Genomic DNA, 16,933 nt, shown 5'->3' with positions numbered 1-16,933 from the left:
ATCTGTTGTGTGGCGTGTAGGCTTAGGATAAGTGATAAAAGGCTGAAACAATGCTTACATCTGACAGGTTATCGAACCACATAAAATCGACAGCTAAAATTTTAGTTGTTGATGACCAACCACTTGAGTCCATGTTGGTGGCTGATGTGTTGAGCCCGCTTGCTTGTGTGTTAACTGCCAGCGACGGCGATGAAGCATTTGAACGTTGTCAGAGTGAGAAACCCGATCTTGTGGTGATGGATATTGAAATGCCTCGGGTAGATGGTATTTCTGCCTGTCGAAATATTAAAAAACACGAAACTACGGCAGAAACGCCTGTGATGTTTTTGAGTGGTGGCAATGATCTCGGGTTGGAAAGGCAGTGCTGGGACGTCGGTTGCACCGATTATTTGTGCAAACCCTTTGAACGTCAAGTAGTGCAATACCGGGTGCAGTTGCAACTGATCTTAAAGCAACACTTGCAAGAATTAAGGCGCATTACCTGCTTCAACACCCACTCTATGCTGAAAAACCTGTCCTGGTTTGATTGCTTGCTGGAAAACCAGCTGCAGATATCCAGTCGTCGGGAACTTCCACTTTCCTTGTTGTGTATTGAAATCGAAAATGTCGAAGAAATCATTAATCAGCTGGGCTACAGCCAATACGATATCTGGGTTACGCGGCTTAACCGCTTATTAGAAAGACTCTCGATAAGTCGCAATCATATTGTCACCCGGGCCACCCGAAACCGGTTTTATTGTTTGTTTCCCGAGTCGGCGGAAGAAGCTGCCAGACACATGGCCTTTATGCTGTATCAGCAGGTTTATAATCATGATGCACTGCGCTTAAAGTACTTCTCTCAGGAAGTTGATCTGAAGGTGTGTGCTTTGACCAATTATGCCTCTAAAACCAGAGGAATTGAGTTGGTTTTGACTATGAATAAGATGTTACAAGATATGGCTGAACAGGGCGTTGTGCGCGGTATGAGAAGCCGCGTAAAGCGCAGAGATGGCATCTTGTTTGAGCCTCTTTATCAGGCGGTATGGTAAGTGCTTATAAATACGAAGTCGAAGGTGGTAGTTTTTTAATCCTTTGGGCTGACAAATGATAATGCAGCAACTAATTTTATAAAGAGGTTGTTGAGCCTTACTGAAGGTAGTTTGTACCCAAAGTATCAACGCGCTCTAGCTAACAAAGGAAATTTTCAATTGAATATACCAGCTAAAATAGTTAGGGATTGAAACGAGATCGTATTATGGCTACCAGTGAAAAATACAATATTTTGGTTATTGATGATGATGCCGCTGTTACTGACCTGATTTGTGAATCATTAGGCGATGATTACAATATGTTTGTTGCCTTGGCCGGGGCTGAGGGTATTGTCTTGGCCACTCAAAATGTGCCACCTGAATTGATTATTCTGGACATCAATTTGCCGGGTAAAGACGGTCACATGGTGGCAGAACAGCTTTCTCAAAACGAATGTACAAAAGGCATCCCTATTTTATTTGTTACCGGGCTTCGCGATGATAACGAAGTGGTAAAGTCCTATGAAGTGGGTGGCGTTGATCTGGTGTTCAAGCCACTGAATATTCGAATTTTGAAAGAGAAAGTTAAAGCTCATCTTAGAGACTTCGTTACCCGACGAGAGCTGGCGGAGCGTTCAGTCACAGATCCCATTACGCAACTGCAAAATACCCGAGGTTTTAACAGCCACTTTAAAAATCTGTGGATGACGGCCCGGATCTTAAATCAACCTATCTCATTGTGCTTTATCAGTCTGGACAATGTCGAATTTTTACCTAAGTATCGAAATATAAATAATCGCGAAGATTTACTGCGGGTGTTTGCTAAGAAGCTGGTTTTTGCTTTTGAAGGAATACATTGTGAAATCGCCCGTTATTTTGGTTATACCTTTGCGGTTTCCACTTTAGATAGGGCTCCGGAACAGTTACATAAAGTCGTTTCAGAGTTAATGCAAGGTATCACTCATGGTGCATCCGACGTCGGACAGTTGCAGGAAACTGGTCTGGTTACCAGCGTGGGTATTGCCGCTGGTAATGTCTCTGATTTTTCCAGTACCGAAGGATTAAAGCTGGCGGCTGATAAAGCCTGGCTGCAGTCGCGACAAGAAAATGTGGAAAAACAGGGACTGGTGATCACCCTGAAATAAAAAAGTGTGACAACCCGCTCTGGTTTTTGTCAGGCGGGCATATTCTGTGTCAGAAACCAACACTCAAAGTCTGATTTAGGCAAGGGTTTCGAGCTAAAATAGCCCTGAAAATAAGGGATCCCTGAAGCCAGACACTGGCGCACTGCAGCCGATGTTTCTACGTTGGTGGCAATCCACTGAAGACCTTTTTGTGAACCTGTTTCAAGCACCTGGCTAAACTCCTGATTTTCAGCTTCCTGAGTTAGCAAGGAGGCAGAGATTTTACAGCTTGTTATACCGTAAGCTTTATCAGCGATGATATTGTCGTCTGGGTTGTCCAGATTCAAGGTGAACTTTACGCCGAGTTCAGCCAATACCGCGATGTTTGCTACACAATCTGGATTAGCAAGATAGTGAGCATCGATTTCAAAGCTGATGTTTTCGGAATAAATAAAGTGTTGTAGCAGCACATATTGCAAAAATCCGGGAAAATCCGCTCTGGCCAGGGTAGTTTCAGAAATATTAATATTGAGAAACAGGGGCTGGTGATATTTTTCGTTCCACTCCGAAAAAGTTATAACACTTTCCTCAATTACCCAGCGATCCAGGCGCTCAATGTCACTGGAATGCGCAGCATTGTTGAGATATTGACTGGTGGACACCATAGTATCTTCTGACACAACACGCAGCAATGCCTCAAATCCTGCTAAGTTTAAGCTATCGGTTTCCAAAATGGGCTGAAAAGCCACTTCCAGAGAGGTTCGATGACTCGATAAGTCATTTTGAATGTTAACTGCCGGGATACCGTAAAGGTGCATGACGTTGGGCCTCTGATAATCTTCTTCAGGCCTTGTATTGGCTGACAAGAATTTTCCGTAGCATAGCCGACAAACCAGACAAAACTAAATTAGACTTAAGTTGCATATGCCTAATACTTTAGTATTAGATGGAGTCTTGAAGTGGAATGCAATAAGCTAGGATCCTCCTTGCTTGCCGAACCCAGAGGTAAAACAGTATGGCGTTGATGAGGTTGTACAAAACCAGGTTATTACTGGTTTCCCTGACAGTAGTAATAATCACCTTAATGCTTGCCGTTGCTGTATTTGTCTGGCAGGAGACCCGGCGATTCACTAATGATGTCACACAACAGGAATTTGATGCTCTCGCACAACAAATTGCATCTGAACTTCAAACTATAACCAATAATGCTGTCAACCTGGCGGCTTCGGCATCCGCAAGCGATTTAATTATTGCGGCAACAAAGGAAAACGAAGCACTACAGTCTCTGCAGTCCCACTGGCAGGCTTTATTCACTGTTTATCCCACTTTACATCAGGCTCGTTTTATTGCTGCCGATGGCAATGAGGTATATCGGGCAGAGCGCGCTGAACAGGGTATTGTCTGGCGCGCTACCGACGAATTGCAAAATAAAGGTGGCCGTAATTATTTTCTGGAGGCCCTGGCATTAGCTGAAGGCATCTATGTTTCAAAGCTGGACCTCAATAAAGAAAATAACGTTGTAGAAATGCCGTTGAGACCCACTATTCGCAGTGCGGCAAAATACTACAGCGAAAATCAGTTATTGGGGGTGGTGGTGTTCAATTTTGATCTTACAAGCACCTTTTCCAGACTACTTAGTTTGCAAGCTAAAAACGCCCACTGGCTGCTAAATGATAAAGGCTTTTTTCTCAGTGCTCCTGATAACTCAGCCTGGGGCTGGCTGCTGGACAGGCCCGAAAACCAGATCCGCAATCTGTTCCCGGAATTACAGGACTTTAAATCTTCGCAAGGTTTACCGGCCTCACTCGCCAATGAATATGTCATGAATAAAATAGTGCTGTCCTCTCCTGAGAGTATTTCAGTTGCACTGGATGACCCTGAATTCTGGTTGATCATGAAAAAGCCCGCCGCAATGGCTGCCTACCAGCAGCAAACAGCTTATCTGATATTGATTGGGCTAGTACTGGGTGGATTGATTACTATCGCAACCTCTGGTTTTTTATTTCGCCTGATTAGACAGCTCAACGAAGAAAAAACTAATGCAGAGAAAGCCACCTGGCAGGCAATTGAAGCAGAAAAAGCCAAAGCGGAGTTTTTGGCCAGGATGTCTCACGAAATACGCACTCCAATGAACGGGGTATACGGTTTGTTGCAGATTACGCAAGGGGAGCGCAACTACAAAAAAATCTATGACAATCTGGAGCAAGCTATTACCAGCTTTTCTCTGCTTAGCCGCATTATTGATGACATCTTGGATTTTTCTAAAATCGAAGCCGGAAAGCTGGAAATTGTTGCAGCTCCCTTCCGCCTGGACAATTTACTGAAGCAAACCGGTCAAATGATGGGGCGTGCGGCATACGGCAAACCTATCGATTTGTGGATTGATATTGATCCCGCCTGCCCAAAAACGGTGATTGGCGATGCTGTCAGATTGAACCAAATTATCAGTAACCTGGTGAGTAATGCCATCAAGTTCACCAGTAAAGGGGAAATAAATGTCCGTGTAACTGTATTGTCTGAAGAGGAAAGCGATATCCAGTTGGGGTTTGAAGTTCAGGATACGGGTATCGGCATGACAGATGAACAGGCCGCAAAGGTATTTAGCGCCTTTACTCAGGCTTCGGACGACACCAGCAGTAAGTTTGGTGGCACAGGTCTGGGGCTCAGTATCGCGCGGCAGTTGGTAGAGTTGATGCATGGCAGCATAGGCGTTTCCAGTGAGCAAGGTGTGGGCAGTACCTTTCAATTTAATGTCCGACTCAAAAAAGCCGATGAGTCACTGGAAGATCAGCGGTTGTTTGAAGGCATCGATATTTGTCAGGCTATGGTGCTGACCAAAAATGTCAATGCGCAAGCCATAATTCAGCGACAGTGTTCCATATTAGGCTGGCCTTCCAGTTGTGTCAGGAGTCTTGAAGAGCTGAGTAAGTCACAATTGTCAGAAGGAGCGCAAAGAGTTTTATTAATTGATGAAGCTATATTGGACAGCATAGATAGACAGGCATTGGCAGACTGGCAACAGTCTCAGGTTGATATTGTTTACCTGATTATCGTTTCTCACAACCGCAAAGATTACGGCGATAATAGCCTGGTCATCTGTGATGAAGTGCTGTTAAAACCCTTTACGCCATCGTCCCTGTACGATGCAGTATTGACTACCAAAACCCCAGCAATGGAAGGTGAGTCTCAGTCCCCCGAGTCTGATAACGGGGAGTCGGAGCACCCACTGGCCAGGCGTTTAGTGTTGGTGGTGGAAGATAATCCCATAAATCAACAGGTGGCAGGAGCCATGCTTAAAAGTGCCGGGGCTGTCAGTAAGTTTGCAGAGAATGGCCAGGAATGCCTGGATCTTCTACACAAGGGATTTCGGCCTCATATCATTTTGATGGATATGCAGATGCCCATCATGGATGGCGTTGAAGCTGCTACTGAAATTCGAAAAGTGCGTGAATGGGATGACATTCCTATATTGGCCACCACTGCCAATGCTATGGAATCTGATAAAAAGCGCTGCTTACAAGCCGGTATGCAGGGGCATATTGCTAAACCCCTGGTGAAAGACGAATTGTTAAAGGCGATATTGGCGCAACTAAATAAGTAGGCTGATTAATATTAGTCGTTCTCGTGGGCAATTACCCGATTGCGGCCTGTTTCTTTCGCCTGGTAGAGTGCAGCGTCTGCTAGTTCAAATAAGCGTTGCGGGGAGTCTTCTTTTTCCGGAATGAGGGTGGCTACGCCAACGCTTATTGTCAGGTGTTTGTGAATGGGCGATTTGGCATGAGGGATCTGCTTTTTACGCAAATTCACCAGTAAATTGTTAGCCACTCGCCAGGCCCCTTCAGCATCAGTATTAGGCAAAATAACCGCAAACTCTTCACCGCCCACCCGTGCCACTAAATCACCGGGTCGACTGGCGGTATTATAAAGACTGCTGGCCACCTGCTTCAGGCAGGTATCGCCCTGACCATGACCATAGTGATCATTGTATTTTTTGAAAAAGTCGATATCACATATCACCAGGCTGATAGGGTGTTTGTCTCGTTGTGCACGTTTCCATTCGGTAGCTAAAATCTCATTGTAACTGCGTTTGTTATCCAGTCCGGTTAAAGCGTCTTTGGTGGCCAGCTCTTCCAGCATATCCCGTTGCAGCTTCATCATCAGGTGATTTTTGATTTTGGCCATTAGCAACGGCATTTGCACGGGTTTATTGATAAAATCCACGGCACCCAGTTCAAAACATCTGGTGATTTCTGAAATCTGCTCCAGTGCCGAAACAAACACCAGCGGGATACTAAAGGTTTTCATATTTTGCTTGAGTTCCCGGCATATCTGATAACCGGATAAACCGGGAATAATCACATCCAATATGATGAGATCAGGAGTGGGTTCTGCCAGTGCTCTTTTTAGCCCTTTTTGGGCGTTGGACTCAGTGATGACATCACACATTTCAGACAGGGCGTTACTGGCCATATCCAGAAAATAACGATCATCATCTATGATCAGGACTTTCGCTTTGCTGTCAGGAGTGTGGGTGCTCAAATTCGTTCCTTTGGATAAATAAAAAAGGCGTGATAAAAAGTATCACGCCTTTTGTAGCACATTTAATTGTTTAACGCATAGTAACGTATTCTTCGCCAGACGTGGGGTGAATTGCCACACAGGCATCAAAGTCTGCTTTCGTTGCGCCCATTTTGATCGCAACCCCAAAGCCCTGCAGGATTTCATCCATGGCGTAGCCAATACCGTGCAAGCCCACCACTTTTTCTTCGGGACCAGCGCATACCAGCTTCATTTTGGTTTGCTGACGGTTGCGGGTTACGGCGGTGTACATGGCGGCAAAGCTGCTGTTATATACTTTGATATTGTCTTCGCCATATTTGGCCTTGGCTTCTTCTTCTGACAAACCAATAGTGCCAATGGGCGGATGACTGAATACCACGGTGGGAATGGTGTCATAGTCCATTTTGGCGTTAGTCTGACCATTGAACAAACGCTCAGACAGGGTGCGTCCAGCTTTTACTGCCACTGGCGTCAAATCCACCTTACCGATGTTATCGCCCACAGCATAGATGTTGTCAGCCGTGGTATTTTGGTACTCGTCTACGATGATATGCCCCTGTTTATTTACCTCAACACCGGCATTTTCCAGGCCCAGATTATCGGTGGCAGGTACCCGACCTACAGCCCAGATAACTTGTTCAACTTCCAAACTTTTGCCGTCAGTGAAGGTCAGTTTTAACAGACCGTTGTCTTGCTTCACCACACTTTCCGGAATGGAATGAGTATGCAGTGTTGGACCGTCCTCAGCCATTAGTTCCATCAGGGTCTGACTTAACATACTGTCAAAGTTGCGCAGCGGCGCGTGTTTTCTGACCGCAAGGTGGGTTTCAGCCCCGAGTGCATGTAACACACCAGCCAACTCAACAGCAATGTAGCCTGCGCCAATTACCGCAGCGCTTTTTGGCATCTCGTTAAGTTCAAAGAATCCATCAGAGTCGATACCCAATTCCGCTCCGGGGATTTCAGGACGCCACGGACGACCACCCGTCGCGATCAGAATGTGCTTTGCGCTGTAGTGTTTGCCGTCAACTTCCACAGTGTTCTTGTCCACCAGTTTGGCGTAGCCGTTAATAACGGTGATTTTGTTATTGCCCAATACTCTGTCGTAGGAGCCGTGGATGCGCTCAATGTAAGCCTGACGGTTTTTTACCAGGGTTTGCCAGTCAAATTTATTGATGGTTAAATCAAATCCATAATCAGGGGCGTAACGGTGAATGGCCTCCGCTACCTGAGCACCATACCACATAGCTTTTTTGGGCACACAGCCGACGTTGACACAGGTGCCACCGATATGGCGACCTTCTATTAAAGCTACTTTTTGGCCGTGCATTGCCGCACGGTTTGCTGAGGCAATGCCTCCGCTACCACCACCGATACATATATAATCAAAATCTGCCATGTTTATCTTCCGGATAATTTACTTGTGATATAGGTTATGGGTTCACAGTATAGAATTGCAAACCAGCTTTAGCGATTGAATGATTCGAGTTATTCCATTAGAAATGGAAATATTGCATTCTATTTCCTGTGAACTGCTTTTTTTAAACCGATTATCCAGAATTATTTACCTGGATTGGTTGGCTGATGCTTCGCGACGTCTTTAGTCCTGTATTGCATAGAGATAAACCAAAGCAAATTCCTCTTGCTCTTAGAATTCATGCAAAGAGCAACACGCGTCTGAACTCAATTCAGTGTTAAGAATAAACGCGTTACCCGTTGATACTTGAGCAATACTGACATTGTTCTGGATTTAATAGGATCAGTATCAGATTGAAACAATTTGAGCTAATGAATTACAGTTAATTTTGGTGAATTTTCTAAGGGGGACTACTATAAAGTATATAGAAGGAATTAATTCCAACCAGGGTTATGACGATAGCCCTACAGGAGTGAAACTATGCGGGTGCTGGTGATTGATGACAGTGCATTGACCCGAAAGATGATCATTCGCACAATTGAACAGGCGTTTGAGGCGGCTACATTTGACGAAGCCGGAGATGGTGATGAAGCCTTGTCGCTGCTCAATGAACATGACTATGATATTTTCACCATTGATTACAATATGCCGGGCGCGAATGGTGAAATTGTCGCTATTGCGGCAAAAACTAACAGCCCCAATGCGCGTATTTGTATGCTGACCTCGCAAGAAGAGCCTGAAGTTCAGCACCGGGTAGAACGCATTGGTGTGCGCTTTTTACGCAAGCCTGATTTTCAGGATGAGCTGTTGGAGTTCGTAAAAGCCTCTTAACAATTAATTCTGTTACCTTGATAATTATCTGAACACCCCCAACTTCTTTGCTAATAATTTTTAAAGCCGGGTTCACTATGTCATTTACGCAATACGAGTCTGAATTGGGTCTGCCCTTATTCTCGAAATTTAAACCAGAAACTATCCAGGAAAACGTCAAGCAAGCCATTGCGCAATGTAAGAGCGTGATTGAGGATTGCATGAAGCAAACTGAATATCGTTGGGACAATCTGGTGTTGCCCATTGATGAGGTGAGCGATCAACTCAGCAAATACTGGTCGCCGGTATCTCACATGAACAGTGTTGTCAGCAATGATGCGCTGAGAGAAGCTCACGATAGTTGTTTGCCTTTATTATCGGAATATTATACCTGGTTGGGGCAGCACAAAGGTTTGTATGAAGCCTACAAACAGATTGCTGAATCAAGCCATTTTGAGGCTCTCACCGGAGCACAACAAAAGGTGATCAACGACGCATTGTTGGATTTCAAACTCTCGGGCGTCGCCCTTGAGGACGGGCATAAACAGCGTTACGCTGAGATTCAAGCCCGCTTGTCAGATCTCTCTTCCAATTTTAGCAACCATGTTATGGATGCCACCCTGGCTTTTACTAAACACATTACTGATCAGAATGAATTGGCCGGGCTGCCACAATCGGCGCTGGATGCCGCTGCGCAAGCCGCTAAGGAAAAAGAGCTTACCGGTTGGTTATTTACTTTGGACTTTCCCAGCTACTTACCGGTAATGACCTATTGTGAGAATCGCCAGTTACGCGAAGAAATGTATCGGGCGTTTGCTACAAGGGCCTCGGAAACCGGGCCTAATGGCGGAGAGTTTGACAATACTGGCATTATTGAAGAAACCCTAGCTCTGCGTCAGGAGTTGGCCAAATTGTTGGATTTTGACAATTACGCGGCGTACTCACTGGCCACCAAAATGGCCGAGTCGGCTGACCAGGTAAAGGGCTTTTTAACGGACCTGGCTGACAAGTCTAAACCTCAGGCCGAAGCGGAGTTACAGGAAATTCGCGATTTTTCGGCTGAGAATTATGGCGCCACTGATTTGCAGGCTTGGGATATCGGCTTTTACGCAGAAAAACTGAAGCAGCAGAAATACGCCATTTCGGATGAAATGCTCAGACCCTATTTCCCTGAGCGCAAAGTGGTTTCCGGTTTATTTGAAGTGGTCAGGCGCTTGTATGGCATCACTGTCACTGAAAGAACTGATGTTGAAACCTGGCATAAAGATGTGCGCTTTTTTGAAATCACAGATCAGCAAGGCGAGCTGAGAGGCCGCTTCTATCTGGACCTATACGCCAGAGCGAAAAAACGCGGTGGTGCCTGGATGGATGAATGCCGCTCTCGCTGGATAAAAGTCGATGGTACATTGCAATATCCGGTGGCTTACCTGGTTTGTAATTTTAATGGTCCGGTGGGAGATAAGCCGGCACTGTTTACTCATGATGAAGTGATTACGCTGTTCCATGAGTTTGGGCATGGTATTCACCATATGCTCACCAAAGTGAATGAGTCCGGCGTGTCGGGAATACGCGGTGTTGCCTGGGACGCAGTGGAATTGCCCAGTCAGTTTTTAGAAAACTGGTGCTGGGAACCCGAGGCGTTGGCGTTTATCTCTGGTCACTATGAAACTGGTGAACCTTTACCTCAGGAAATGCTGGATAAAATGTTGGCGGCAAGAAACTTCCAGTCTGCGATGCAAATGGTGCGTCAGCTGGAGTTTTCACTGTTTGATTTTGGCTTGCATGAAGAGTATCAACCGGGCTTAAATGTGCAGCAATATTTGAATTCTGTGCGAGACAAGGTTGCGGTAGTAAAACCGCCGCAATTTAATCGTTTCCAGAATAGTTTTAGTCACATATTTGCTGGTGGCTACGCTGCCGGATATTACAGCTACAAATGGGCGGAAGTGCTTTCTTCAGACGCTTTCTCTCGTTTTGAGGAAGAAGGGATCTTTAATGCTGAAACCGGTAAGTTATTCATGACTAACATCCTTGAAATGGGCGGTAGTAAAGAGCCGATGGAGTTATTTAAGGCGTTTCGCGGGCGGGAACCCGATATTGCCGCTTTGTTGCGCCATTCTGGCATTGCAGCTTAGTTTATTGGTTTATCAACAACAGCGAGAATGACAGTGACAGCAGAACGTTTTGAAGATATTTATGCCCGGGCGGCACAGCGCAAGGGCGGGGAGCTGTCACTGGAAAAGCTGGTTTCAAAGCCCTTGCCCAATGAGCACCTGGCTTCATTGGGTGAAGATCGCTTTTTGGCTGAGTTTACCAAAAAAGTATTTCAGTCGGGGTTCGTATGGCGGGTTGTGGAGCAAAAATGGCCTGCGTTTGAGCAATGCTTTTTTGGTTTTGATATCGCAAAAGTGTTATTGATGCCGGATGAAATGCTGGAGCAAAAAGCCAGTAATCCTGACATTATCCGCAATTTCAACAAGGTGAAAACCATTCGTGACAACGCCTTAATGATAGATGCTGTGCACAACGAAAAAGGCTCTTTCGCGCAGTTTGTGGCAGATTGGCCCGAAGATAATATCATTGGCTTGTGGGATTTTCTGAAAAAACAGGGAGCGCGTCTTGGCGGTAATACCGGTCCTTATGCGTTACGTGCTTTGGGCAAAGACACTTTTTTATTAAGTCGCGATGTAGAAGGCTATTTTAAGGGCCATGATTTGATCAGTGGTTCAGCAACTTCGAAACGCAGCCTTACCTGTATTCAGGCGACCTTTAATGAGTGGCAGCAACAGTGCGAGCGTTCGCTGCAGGAAATCAGTCGTATTGTGTCTATGAGTGTCGGTGACAATCACGTGGGCATTGAGTGATCATTTTTCTGCTTTTTAGGAAAGCAAATAATCCAAATTTTCGTAGTTCGTCAAAGAGTAACATAATAAATTTGTTACACTGCCCCAGACTCTATTGCCTGTGTGTTCGCTATGCTCCAGTTTTCCATTAATAAACGGCTTTTTGCGCCTCTGAGCGTTCTGATCTTGAGTTTCTCTGGAATGGCGCAGGATACCCAAACCTACCAGTACTTTGGCGCCAGTGGAAAGTATGCGTTTAAAAATAACTACTTTTTAGCCTTATTAGAACAAGCGTTAGAAGTCACAAAACCGACTTATGGCGATTTTGTGCTTGCGCAATACCCGGTGCGTATGAATCAGAGTCGGGCTATTGAAAACATGGCAAAGTCATGTGATTTTGACATTCAATGGCATATGACAACTGCGGGTAGAGAGTCGGCAATGCGGGCTATCAAGATACCTTTATATAAAGGCTTGTATGGCTATCGGGCTCTGATGATCCATCAGGATAATCAAACCAGGTTTGCTGCAATCAATAGCAAACGCCAATTGCAGTCACTAACCGCCGGGCAAGGGTCAGATTGGCCAGATACCGGCATTTTGAAAGCCAACCATTTTAATGTTTATGGTGTAGACAATTACCATGCGTTGTTTGATCTGCTGCAGCAAAAACGCATCGACTACTTTCCTCGCAGTGTTGCGGAAATAGATGATGAATTGCTACTGCATGAAAATAAACCCCTCAGTAGGGAGCCGCATTTATTGCTGTATTATCCTGCCCCCATTTACTTTTTTGTTTGTCCGCAAGACGATGTGCTGGCAACACGGATTGAATTGGGTCTGCAACAATTAATTGAGTCCGGTGTGTTTGCAGAGCATTTTACTACAAGTAAAGCCTATCAAGGTTTTTTGGCTGCGGGTGGCTTTGACCAGAAGCGCATTTTTGAGTTGCGCAATCCTATGGTTAATTCAATGAGCCTGCCCGACAATGAGTCTTTATGGTTGCTTCCCTGACTTGGGTAAATGCTTTTCTCGGGATTTTTGCAGACCAAAAAATGAAGTTCAGGTTTGGGATCTGAATGTGCTAAGTTAGTTGCACATTTTGCTGCGCACACAGAAGGTCATGGGAAAACGCCTTTTAATATTCAGCCGGGTATTACTGCTTGTATTGATTGCACTTCCTTTAAAAGCGCATTCTGACATTGAGTTGGAATGGTGCCTGGATGATCATCCCAACTGGCACAATTACCCCGAGGAAGGTGAGCCTTATGGCCTGACCGTAGATCTTATGCGACTTGTCTCTGAGCGTGCTGGTTTTACATTAAAGTTCAGTCCGAATATACCCTTTGCCCGATGTCTGGCGATGATGAAGGACGGCAAGACAGACTTAATGACCAGTTTGAATTATTCAGATGAGCGTGCGCAATACATGCATTTCATTCCCTATGATGTGGCAAAATCAGAAGTCTTATTTTTGCGTAAACAACAAGCTGATATTGCAACCCGGGAAGACCTGAAGGGTAAGTCGGTCATACTGATACGCGGATACGCCTATAACTCGGAGCTTCCTGCGATTATTAAACGCAAGAATGTAAACGTTATTGAAGCCGTTTCGCTGGATATGGGGTTTGCCATGCTTCTGCTGGAAAGGGCGGATACCTTAATCGGACCCGCTCAAAGCTCCATCAATGTAATTCAGGACAATTCCCGCTATCACAGCCAGTTCAAACAAGCCTCTTATAGCCTTCCGTTCACTCAGCTCAGGCATGTAAATCTTGGCTTCTCTAAAAAAAGCCCCAATAGTCATTTCTACCAACATTTGCAAAATGTCATATCCGGCATGGTGGAAGAGGGAGTGGTAAAACAGTACCGCTATGAACAAGAAGCCGGCAAAGGCTCCGCACTTTAATAACTTTGAAAGACACCCAGTCTAACTTTAAAAAATTTAAATGACACCCAGCCCAAATTTAGCGAGCTTTTTATTGCTTTGACTTGTAAGTGAAAAGACTGAATGCAATTAAATCTGCAAGAAGATGTTTTTTTGGGGCAGGATGCGGAGCTTTGATTGTTGTGTTTCTTGGAAGTTGAAGCCAAATGCTAACTCCCTGACGTGAGACGGCCTTACCTTGCGGTAATTTTTAAGCATGTAGGCTTAAGGTGATTTTACTTAGCCAAATAGCCTGATCGCGTTGTTCTTATCCAGTAGTCTTTTAAGTTTGTGTCGATGTCCGTAGGCTGCCAGGTAGGACGCGCTCCCTACGGCATGGTGGAAACAGTCCTCAAATTGTGTTGTGAGTTCCTGCCATTGTTCCGGTTTTAGATTGAGTCGCTGCAGAATGGCCGGTGTTGCTCCTTTAATAAATCCCTTTTTGTTATCAAGAATCACTCGGCCGGTGATATCCACTAATTCCAGATAGTCGGTTAAATGAAACGGCAAACTATGTTGCAGGTCGTCGTTAAAATTGCCGACGAAGGGAGTCAGGGATTTTGGTTTTTTACCTGCTTTAGCGGCATTGATGCGGTATTGAATGCTGGTGTGGTTTGACTGTTCCGGTGTGTTAGCTACTCCGGCTCTGACGGGATTCAAATCCACATAAGCCATGCAGGCGGTTAGTGCAGCTTCATCCAGCAGGGCTTGAGACTTAAAGCGGCCTTCCCAGAAGCGACCTGTGCAGTCATCTTCTTTGTTAGCTTCACGGGCAATATATTCGTTTAGTGAGCGCATAAACCAGCTGATGTCGGTGAGTCGTTGCCGCCAAACTTCAACGGTTTCTTCAACAGTAAATAATTGAGATTCTCCCATCTGTTGACGTTGTTCAGGATTCAGGTATTGATGGCTTAACAATGTGCCTTTATGCATCCGGTGCCAGCGGTGAATCACTTCTTCGGTATCCCAGCTGTCTGATAAATCTTTATGAATATGAAGCACCAGATGTGTGTGATTGCTCATTACCGCATAGGCACAGACATCGATAGCAAATATTTGCGACAAAAAGTGAATTCGGTCTTCAACCCATTGGCGGCGGTGCTCATAGCTGATACCGGTCTGCTCGTCTTCACCGCACAAATAAGCTCTGCGTACACAGCGGGAAACACAATGATAATAAGGCGTATCTTCCAGGCAGATTTGTGCCTTCCTGGCTTTTGGCATGTGGACTCCTCCTGAGTCTGATAACAAGAGCTTCCATTTTGCACAAATCACTGAGATTGGGAACTGTACTGAAGTACAGTTTTTATGGCTGTCTCGATAGTTGCCCCCTGTGTCAGGATAGTTGTCGCCTCAGTTTTTCGAATTGTTAGACAGGGGGCGGATGACAGGTTTGAGTGAAACACTATCCAGAGAAGCATAAGAAGGCAGTTGTTAGCAAGTTAGTTGAAAGCGGTTTATCATTGCGCCAATTTTCACAGAGAGAAGGTATCAACCTTTCTACCCTGTGTAGTTGGCGAGATAAATACTTAGAGGCAGACTACAACTTGACTAAAAGTGATGACCCTAAAGACTGGTCGGCAGAACAGAAGTTCTCGGTGGTTTTAGAGACGGCCACATTGTCGGAAGTTGAATTAAGTCAATATTGTAGGGCGCATGGTCTTTATCCTGAGCAAATTCAGCAATGGAAACAGAGCTGTATCTCAGGTAATCAGACAGAAGCTCAGCAGCGTAAACAACAGGCGCAGGAGCGCAAAAGCGACAAAAAGCGCATTAAGGAGTTGGAGAAGGAACTCAAACGTAAGGATGCGGCTTTAGCTGAAACAGCGGCTTTGTTGGTGCTGAGAAAAAAGTTAAATGCCTACTGGGGGGAAGACGAGGACAGTTAACCACACTCCCGGATAGGCAATATTATGTATCATTGGTTGACGAAGCCGTTATGGCTGGAGCCAGAAAAATCAAAGCCTGTGAGGTAATTGGATTATCTCTTCGCACACTGCAACGATGGCAAGAAGCAGGCGGTATAAGTGCAGACAAAAGACCTGAGGCGAGCAGACCGCTGCCAGCAAATAAATTGACTGAAGCGGAACAGGAGGCAATTTTAGACACCTGTAATCAGGAGCGGTTTGCCAGTTTATCGCCATGCCAGATAGTCCCCATATTGGCTGATGAAGGGACTTATCTGGCTTCGGAATCCAGCTTTTACCGGGTTCTGAAAGCGAATAATCAGCTGAAACACAGAGGCAAGGCGAAACCTAAAGGGAGTATGATAAAGCCAGACGGGTTTAAAGCTAAAGCGCCCTGCGAGGTCTGGACATGGGATATTTCCTATTGTCCGTCCACGGTAATTGGTCGATTTTTCTATCTCTACATGATTATGGATATCTTCAGTCGCAAAGTGGTTGGGTGGGAAGTGCATGACAGTGAATCTGGTGAGTATGCAGCTCGCCTCCTTGAGCGCACACTGTGGTCAGAGAAGTGTGTTAATGAAGATATTATATTGCACTCTGACAACGGCAGCCCGATGAAGAGCCTGACGATGCAGGCAAAGATGATCGACATGGGAGTCATTGGCTCACGTAGTCGCCCGGGTGTCAGTAATGACAATCCCTACTCTGAATCCTTGTTTCGCACAGTAAAGTACTGTCGTCGATGGCCAAGTGAAGGCTTTAAAACACTGGAAGAAGCGAGGCTTTGGGTAAAAGAGTTTGTTCAATGGTACAACACTGAGCATCGCCATAGTCGGATCAAATTCGTCACGCCGGAACAACGACACAATGGTGAGGATAAAATGATACTAGCGAAGCGTGCAAATCTATATACAAAAGCAAAGGGCACAAATCCTAACCGGTGGTCTGGCGACACCCGCAACTGGGATCAGATCGATGTTGTGGAACTCAATCCGGAGAGCAAAAAAGAAGCAGCTTAACGGCTTAGGCGGCAACTACCTTGAAAAACGCCGGTTGTTATGGCTGTCCAGATTAGTTTGTGGCTGTTCTGATTAATTGTTCTGATTAATTTTTACAGGGTTTGTTATAGCCAGGTCTCGTGGTTGGTGAATTACTTTCTCATTGGATTCAAGCAGTTAATCAAGAAAGGAAAATTTGTAAGCAGGTGTAATAGCTAAATAACTGACTATCACCTACTTTAAGTATGGGTATTTAAGTTACCTTTTGTGGTGATTGACAGTAGAAGCTAACCCGCTTTGAACAGGGAGCAATATGTTCTCTGCAGCTTGGAAAAGG

The 16,933-nt window shown here is 45.3% G+C and carries 13 protein-coding genes; 9 read left to right on the top strand and 4 right to left on the bottom strand.

Going from position 1 to position 16,933, the window contains the following annotated elements:
• Nucleotides 1-50 precede the first annotated feature (50 nt).
• A complete protein-coding gene (locus ACXAD8_RS14600; protein ID WP_475230068.1) occupies nt 51-1,028 on the top strand; it encodes a response regulator in 978 nt (325 codons plus the stop codon).
• A gap of 206 nt (nt 1,029-1,234) precedes the next feature.
• Nucleotides 1,235-2,152 (top strand): response regulator, encoded by a 918-nt coding sequence (locus ACXAD8_RS14595; protein WP_475230065.1) that lies wholly within the window; start codon nt 1,235-1,237, stop codon nt 2,150-2,152.
• 29 nt (nt 2,153-2,181) lie between these two features.
• Here the strand turns inward: ACXAD8_RS14595 and ACXAD8_RS14590 are convergent, their stop codons facing one another.
• A complete protein-coding gene (locus tag ACXAD8_RS14590; protein ID WP_475230062.1) occupies nt 2,182-2,997 on the bottom strand; it encodes an EAL domain-containing protein in 816 nt (271 codons plus the stop codon).
• Between the two features lie 149 nt (nt 2,998-3,146).
• Between ACXAD8_RS14590 and ACXAD8_RS14585 the strand changes: the two genes are divergently transcribed.
• A complete protein-coding gene (locus ACXAD8_RS14585) occupies nt 3,147-5,732 on the top strand; it encodes a hybrid sensor histidine kinase/response regulator (RefSeq protein ID WP_475230059.1) in 2,586 nt (861 codons plus the stop codon).
• An 11-nt stretch (nt 5,733-5,743) separates the two neighbouring features.
• Here the strand turns inward: ACXAD8_RS14585 and ACXAD8_RS14580 are convergent, their stop codons facing one another.
• Nucleotides 5,744-6,670: a GGDEF domain-containing response regulator gene (locus tag ACXAD8_RS14580; RefSeq protein WP_475230056.1), complete on the bottom strand. Its 927-nt coding sequence runs from the start codon at nt 6,668-6,670 to the stop codon at nt 5,744-5,746.
• 70 nt (nt 6,671-6,740) lie between these two features.
• A complete protein-coding gene (gene gorA / locus ACXAD8_RS14575) occupies nt 6,741-8,090 on the bottom strand; it encodes a glutathione-disulfide reductase (protein WP_475230053.1) in 1,350 nt (449 codons plus the stop codon).
• 498 nt (nt 8,091-8,588) lie between these two features.
• Here gorA and ACXAD8_RS14570 point away from each other — a divergent pair, with 498 nt between their 5' ends.
• From ACXAD8_RS14570 to ACXAD8_RS14550, 5 genes are all read left to right on the top strand, one after another.
• Nucleotides 8,589-8,939, top strand: coding sequence for a response regulator transcription factor (locus ACXAD8_RS14570; protein ID WP_475230050.1), 351 nt, complete (start codon nt 8,589-8,591; stop codon nt 8,937-8,939).
• A gap of 77 nt (nt 8,940-9,016) precedes the next feature.
• Nucleotides 9,017-11,053, top strand: a complete 2,037-nt coding sequence (gene prlC / locus ACXAD8_RS14565) for an oligopeptidase A (RefSeq protein ID WP_475230047.1) — start codon at nt 9,017-9,019, stop codon at nt 11,051-11,053.
• Between the two features lie 27 nt (nt 11,054-11,080).
• A complete protein-coding gene (locus ACXAD8_RS14560) occupies nt 11,081-11,782 on the top strand; it encodes a DNA-3-methyladenine glycosylase I (protein WP_475230045.1) in 702 nt (233 codons plus the stop codon).
• A 111-nt stretch (nt 11,783-11,893) separates the two neighbouring features.
• Nucleotides 11,894-12,775: a hypothetical protein gene (locus ACXAD8_RS14555; protein ID WP_475230042.1), complete on the top strand. Its 882-nt coding sequence runs from the start codon at nt 11,894-11,896 to the stop codon at nt 12,773-12,775.
• Nucleotides 12,776-12,884: 109 nt separating this feature from the next.
• Complete coding sequence (locus ACXAD8_RS14550) at nt 12,885-13,670, top strand: substrate-binding periplasmic protein (RefSeq protein ID WP_475230039.1); 786 nt, start codon at nt 12,885-12,887, stop codon at nt 13,668-13,670.
• Between the two features lie 258 nt (nt 13,671-13,928).
• Here ACXAD8_RS14550 and ACXAD8_RS14545 read toward each other — a convergent pair whose 3' ends face one another.
• Complete coding sequence (locus ACXAD8_RS14545) at nt 13,929-14,912, bottom strand: transposase (protein ID WP_475230036.1); 984 nt, start codon at nt 14,910-14,912, stop codon at nt 13,929-13,931.
• A gap of 173 nt (nt 14,913-15,085) precedes the next feature.
• On the opposite strand from ACXAD8_RS14545, the gene ACXAD8_RS14540 reads away from it, so the two are divergent.
• Nucleotides 15,086-16,617 (top strand): IS3 family transposase gene (locus ACXAD8_RS14540; protein WP_475230033.1). Its coding sequence is split into 2 segments (ribosomal slippage): nt 15,086-15,548 and nt 15,548-16,617, totalling 1,533 coding nucleotides; the frame shifts between segments, so codons are not numbered across the junction.
• The last annotated feature ends 316 nt before the right edge of the window (nt 16,618-16,933 follow it).

This window comes from Planctobacterium sp. AWH2_060 (genome assembly GCF_056158425.1).
Note: the sequence above shows the minus strand (reverse complement) of the source record. Positions and strands in the feature narration are given on the sequence as shown.